This is a genomic window from Actinosynnema sp. NPDC059797, from assembly GCF_042732085.1.
GTDB lineage: Bacteria > Actinomycetota > Actinomycetes > Mycobacteriales > Pseudonocardiaceae > Actinosynnema.
In genome coordinates this window covers 1-5608 of sequence record NZ_JBHWIE010000425.1, presented here as the reverse complement: position 1 = coordinate 5608, position 5608 = coordinate 1, and the positions used below count along the sequence as shown (strand labels likewise).

The window sequence follows — 5608 nt, the reverse complement described above, 5'->3', positions numbered from 1 at the left end:
GGCCTCACCGAGGCACGGCGCGCGCACGAGCCACCTCGCGCGGTTCGCGGTCGACGACCTCGCCGCGCGGATCACCGCGGAGCTGTCCGCCGATCGGGACGCACCGTTGCGGTTGAACCCGTTGGTGCGGGTCGAGGAGAAGGCGGTGCGCGTCGCCGACCGCGCGATCGCACTGCCACCGGAGCTCCTCGCCGCGCTGCGCGCCGGTCCCGTCCGGGCCTCCGAGCTGCCCGCCGAGCACACCCGCGTCGTGGCGGCGCTGGTGCGGGCCAGGGTCCTCGCGGTGGCCGTCGCGCCGGCTGCCACGTCGCTGGACGACCTCGGCGACCTCCGCGCGGCGGTGGCCGCGACCGGACTGCCCGCCGCGTCGGCGTGGGTGGACCGGCTCGACGCGATCGCCTCGGCCGTGGACGCGGTGTCGGTGCGGCGCTGGCCGCTGCGCAAGGCGATGTGCGTCGACGTCGAGCGCACCCTGGCCGCGGTCGGGCGCGCCCCGTCGGACCGTCCCGCGGGAACGCTCTACGCCGATCGCCAGCCCGTCTTCGAGGAAGGCGTCGGCGGGCTGCGCGAGCTGCGGGTGCACCGCCCGGCACTGGCGCGGCACCAGCGGGCGCTCGGAGCCGTCCTGCACGCCCACGCCGCGTACGCCACCGCCGTCCGCGCCGACGCCAGGGCGTGGCTCGCGGACGGCTGGAGCGCGGCCGGTCTGCCCGCCAGGGTCAGCCTGTACGAGCTGCTCGACGCCGTGGGCCGGCTGCCGCAACCCGACTACCACGGGGGGAGCCCCTCCGCCGACGCGCTCTGGCGACGCCTCGACGGAATCGCCCCCGAAGGGACGGCCCGGGTCGACATCAGTGCCGACGAGCTCGACGCCGCCTTCGCCGACGCGGTGCCGGACGAGCCGTTCGTCTGCTCGCCCGACCTGCTGCTGCGCGGCCCGCGCGGTCAGGTGGTGGTCGGCGAGGTCCACCAGGGCATCCAGCCCTGGTGCTGGCTGATCCGCAGCCTGCCGGCAGCCGAGCGGGAGCGGCTCCGGGCCGAGGTGGGTCGGTGGGCCCGCGAGCTGGCCGGTGACGCGGAGCCGATCACCCTCGTCGAGCCGCGGTTCACCGGCAAGACGTTCACCCTGGAGTACCCGGGCCTCGCGCTGGAACGGGTGGCCCGCTCCGCGCTGCCACCCCGGCAGGTCCGCTCGCTGCACTCCGTGCTGGCCGACCGCGACGCGATGCGTCTGCACGACTCGGACGGGCGGCCGCTGGTCCTGATGCCGACGAGCCCGGTCAGCCCGCTGTGCCGCGCGTTCGCCGGCCCGGTGCTGTACGGCCCGCGCCGGCCACCGCTGGACCGGCACCGCCCCCGGGTGGTCGTCGACGACGTCGTCTGGTTCCGCGAGTCGTGGCGGCTGGACGCGGACGACCTCGCCGCTCTCGCCGCCGCACGCGACCCGGCCGCCGCGACGTTCGCCGTGGCCCGGCTCAGGGACGCGCTCGGGCTTCCGCGACACGTGTACCTGGCGGTGGCGGGCGAGCCGAAACCCGTCTACCTGGACCTGGCCGCGGTGGCGTACTGCGACCTGTTCGCCCGCCTCGTGGCAGGCCGGCAGGACGCCGTCGTGACCGAGATGCTGCCCGCGCCGGACGAACTCGTCCTCGACTGCGCGGACGGCGTCCACACGAGCGAGCTGCGGACGGCGATGATCGTGCGGAGGACCTCGTGAGCGTCGAGTTCGCGCCCATCGCGGTGCTGCGCAGCGCGGGGCTCCCGGCCGACCTGCTGGACGTGATGGTCGAGCCGTCCCTCGTGGCGGCGCTGGACACCGCGGACGACGTGGCCGCGCAGCGGTACGCGGAGGCCGCCGTCCGGTACGCCGACGCCGGGATCACCGCGCTCTGCGGCGATCCCCGGGTGCGTGACGCCGCGGCCGTCGCCAACCCGGACATCCACGACAACGCCGTGCTCCCGGTGGCGGACGGGGTGCCGCGGAGGAGGCGCAAGCGGTCCAGGTCGGCCGTCGCGTTGCTGCAGCGGCTCGCCACGAAGAACGACACGGCGAACGGGTACGGCCCGATGGACCTGGTCCGGCTGTCCGGGAGCGCCGACCTGGTGCAGCCCGGCGGCCCCGGCGTGCGCGCCGGCCTGGTCAGCTGGTGGGTGGCCGACCTGATCGCCGCGGCCGTCGAACGGGACCCGCGGATGTCGCCGCACCTGCCGGTGAGGCTCGCAGACCCGGTCCGGCAGGCGGACGGCGCCCTCGTCGTCGGTGACCGCCGGGTGCGGCTGAGCGCCGACGAGCGGACCGCCCTGGCGGCGCTGCCCGGTGTGCCGGTCGGCGACGCGCTCGGGCGGCTCCGCCGAGCCGGCCTGGTGCGCGGCGCGCTGCTCGCACCGGCGGCCTGCACCGACCCGCTGGCCGAGCTGGCGGCGGCACTGCCGGACAGCGGTCCCGGACGGGACTGGCGGGACCGGCTCGTCGAACTGGGGCAGGTCGCGCAGCAGGTGGCCGACGCCCCGATCGCCGCGCGGGGGCCGCTGCTGGCGAGGCTCACCGGCAAGGTCGAGGACCTGGTCGGGGAGCTGCCGGACCGACCGAGCGGCGAGTTCTACAGCGACCGCGGCGTCATGTACGAGGAGGGACGCGCGCGCACCGCCCCCTACACCGTCGGCGGGAGGCTGCTGCGCCGGATCACCGAAGCCCTGGACCCGTTGTGCCGCTTGGCGGCCGCGTACGGCCACGCCCGGTTCGCGGACGCCTCCGGCGCCCTGCGCGACCGCGTCGGCGATCGGTGCACGCTCGCGGACGCGATGCGCCACGCGGCGGCGGCGATGACCTTCCCCGGTGCGGACCGGCTCCGCGACGCGGTGGGCGACGCCTGGTTGGCCTCGGGCGGACACCTCGGCCCCGACCGGTTGGCCGACCTCCTGGACCGGTGGCCCGGCGGGGACCCTTCGCTGCTGTCACCGGACCTGATGTTGGCCGCGGGACCAGGCGGGGTGGGTGACGCCCGGCTCGTCCTCGGTGAGCTGCACAGCAACCTCCAGGTGTTCGGGCTGTTCGAGCACTTCTGGCCGGACAGCGGGTTGGACGAGTGGTTCGCCTCGCTGCCGGCGGCCGAGCGGTTGGCGCAGCTGGTGGCGCCGCGCTCGCAGGGCAAGGCGTTCCTGTGCGAGCTGCCGACCCGGTCGATCCGGGTGGGCGCCGAGTCCCGCCGGCGGGACTCGGTCGGGTACGGCGGCGTCGACGTGGTCTGGGCGGACGGCGTCCCGTGGCTCGTGCTGCCGGACGGCGATCGCCGCAGCCTGACCCCGGCGGATCCGGCCAACCCGGTCTACCTGGCGTTGTCCCCGCACACCGGGCTGCTGCCGGTGTTCGACGGCGCGGCCGGGCACACGCCGGAGCTGACGCTGGGTGACCTGGTCGTGCAGCGGGAGTGCTGGCGGGTGCCGAGGCCGCACGGCACCGCGCGGACCACCGCCGGGCAGCTCGTCGAACTGCGCCGCTGGCGGTCGGCGCTGGGACTGCCGGAGCGGGTGTTCGTCAGGTCGCCCGGTCAGCCGAAACCGTTCTACGTCGACCTGCGCAACCCCCTGCTGGTCGACCTGCTGCTGCACTGGACCGAGCCGGGTGAACCGCTGGCGATCACCCCGATGGACCCCGGCCCGGACGAGCTGTGGCTCGACCACGGATCACGGCGGCACTGCGCGGAGCTGCGCATGTCGGCCGTGGTCTCGCCAGGGAGGCCGGCATGACCACGACAACCGCGTTGGCGGCGGCGATCCGGACGCCGGCGGGCGAGCTGAGGGCCGTCCTGTACCCGACGCTGCAGCTGCGGTCGTCCGGCTTCGCCGGTGACCTCGTGCCCGCGGTCGGCCCGGACGCGGCGGGCAGGGCGGCCGGGGCGATCGACGCCAGGGCCGAGCTGGCGCTGGTCCGCGACGCGTTCCGGGCATCGACGTTCCCGACGGTGCGCGCCCGGTTCGACGAGCTGGACAAGCCCGCCAGGGACCGGATCGTGCGGTCGGCGCGCCTGGTCACCCGCGGCCTCGCCCTGCCGGACGAGACCACCGCCCTGCTCGACGGCCTGGGCGGCGGCGAGTGGACCGCGCGGTGGGCGCGGGCCGTCGAGCGGACCCGGCGCGCGGACGAGGTCGCCGCCCACGCGCACCGACTCGCCCTGGCCGAGGTGCTCGACCAGGTCAGGGACCGGTCGCGGGCGCCTCGGCTGCGGCAGGCGATCAGCCAGTCCAACCCCGGGTTCGCCCGGTTGCTGCACCGCTCCGGCGGACCGCTGGAGCAGGGGGCGCAGTCGCGGTCCGCGGGCCGGGCCGGGCTGGCCACGGCGCACCGGTACCTGCGGCGGTTCACGATGCGCTGCGAGACCGTCTCCTTCTACGGGCCGACCTGCTTCGTGGAGCTCGACCCGGACTCACCAGTCCCGGTGCTGCTCGACGCGCCCGCCCCGGAACGGGTGGCGGTGGACGCGGCGGCGTGGCTGGTGCAGGAACTCGCCGCGCTGTGCGGTCCGCGCGGCCGGGCCTCGCTGATCAGCCGCAGCCCGGTGTGGCGGCTCGTCGACACCGTGCTGGAGCGCACCACGGACGGGCACCGGGTGCCGATCGGGCCGGCCGCGCTGGAGCTGTGGCGCCGGCTCGACACCTGGCGGCGGCTGGGCGACGCGGTGACCGCGGCCGGCCTGTCCGCGTCGGCGGCGGCGGCCGCCGCGACGGAACTGCGGCCCGCGCTGCGCCGCGGCCCGGCTGTCCCGTCGACGGAACTGCGCGCCCTGCGCGCGCTGACCGACGCCGTGCCGGGCGCGGAGTTGCCGGCGCGGGTGGCCGCCGGGTTGGCCGAGGCGGAGCGCGTCCCGTGGCCGCGGCGCGAGCAGGCCCTGGCCGAGGTGGCGACCACCCTGCGGTCCGCCGGGGTGACGGCGAGCCGCAACGCCGGCGACCACTACGCCGACCGGTCGTTCTGGCACGAGGAGCGCTCGTCGCCGTTCAGCGAGCGCGTGCGGCTCGGCGGCCCGGTGACCACGCGGCTCGTCGAGGTCGTGCGCGCGGTCCTCGAACCGTGCTACCTGATGGCCCTGCTCACCCGGTGCGACGCGCGGCAGGCGGTGCGGGAACGGCTGGGCGGCCGGCGGGTCCCGCTCGCGGCGGCGGCCGCCGTGGACTTCTCCACCGCGACGCCCCGCGCCGACCGGCTGCGGACCGCACTGCGCGACGTCGTCCGCGGCACGGCGCCGTCGCCGGACGGCGCGGTGCGGCTGCCGACGGCGGCGATCGCGGCGGCCTGCGCGCCCTCCTGGCACGAGCTCACCGAGGCGGACCTGACGCCATCGGCGGCCCTGCCCGGCCTGGACCTGCTCGCGGACGGCGCGGACCCGGCGACGGCGGTCTGGGTGATCGGCGAGATCCACGACGACTCCAGTTCGGTGCTCGGCGGGTCCTCCGCCCGGGTGCACAGCGATCCGGCCGGGCTCTACCGGAGCTTCACCGACGAGGTCCGGCGGCTGGTCGGCGAGACCCCGATGGCGGGTGTCGTCGCCCGCCGCCGGACCATGCACATCAATAATGAGATGCCCGGTCTGGCACTAGAGGTTTAGGTTTG

2 protein-coding genes and 1 pseudogene are annotated in these 5608 nt (G+C 76.6%); all 3 read left to right on the top strand.

What is annotated here, in order from left to right:
* Positions 1-1717, top strand: a pseudogene (locus ACFV4N_RS38955) (hypothetical protein); the annotation flags it as partial.
* Entirely contained in the window at positions 1714-3747 is a 2034-nt protein-coding gene (locus ACFV4N_RS38950) for a lantibiotic dehydratase (RefSeq protein ID WP_499677701.1), read from the top strand. The pseudogene ACFV4N_RS38955 and the gene ACFV4N_RS38950, both read left to right, overlap by 4 nt.
* Positions 3744-5603 carry a hypothetical protein gene (locus ACFV4N_RS38945; RefSeq protein ID WP_499677700.1) on the top strand — a complete coding sequence of 620 codons (1860 nt, stop codon included), beginning with the start codon at positions 3744-3746 and terminating at the stop codon, positions 5601-5603. Before ACFV4N_RS38950 ends, ACFV4N_RS38945 begins: the two co-directional genes overlap by 4 nt.
* The last annotated feature ends 5 nt before the right edge of the window (positions 5604-5608 follow it).

What these genes read in the sequence shown, in the direction of transcription:
- ACFV4N_RS38945 (WP_499677700.1), top strand. Translation starts at nt 3,744, where the DNA reads ATGACCACGACAACCGCGTTGGCGGCGGCGATCCGGACGCCGGCGGGC.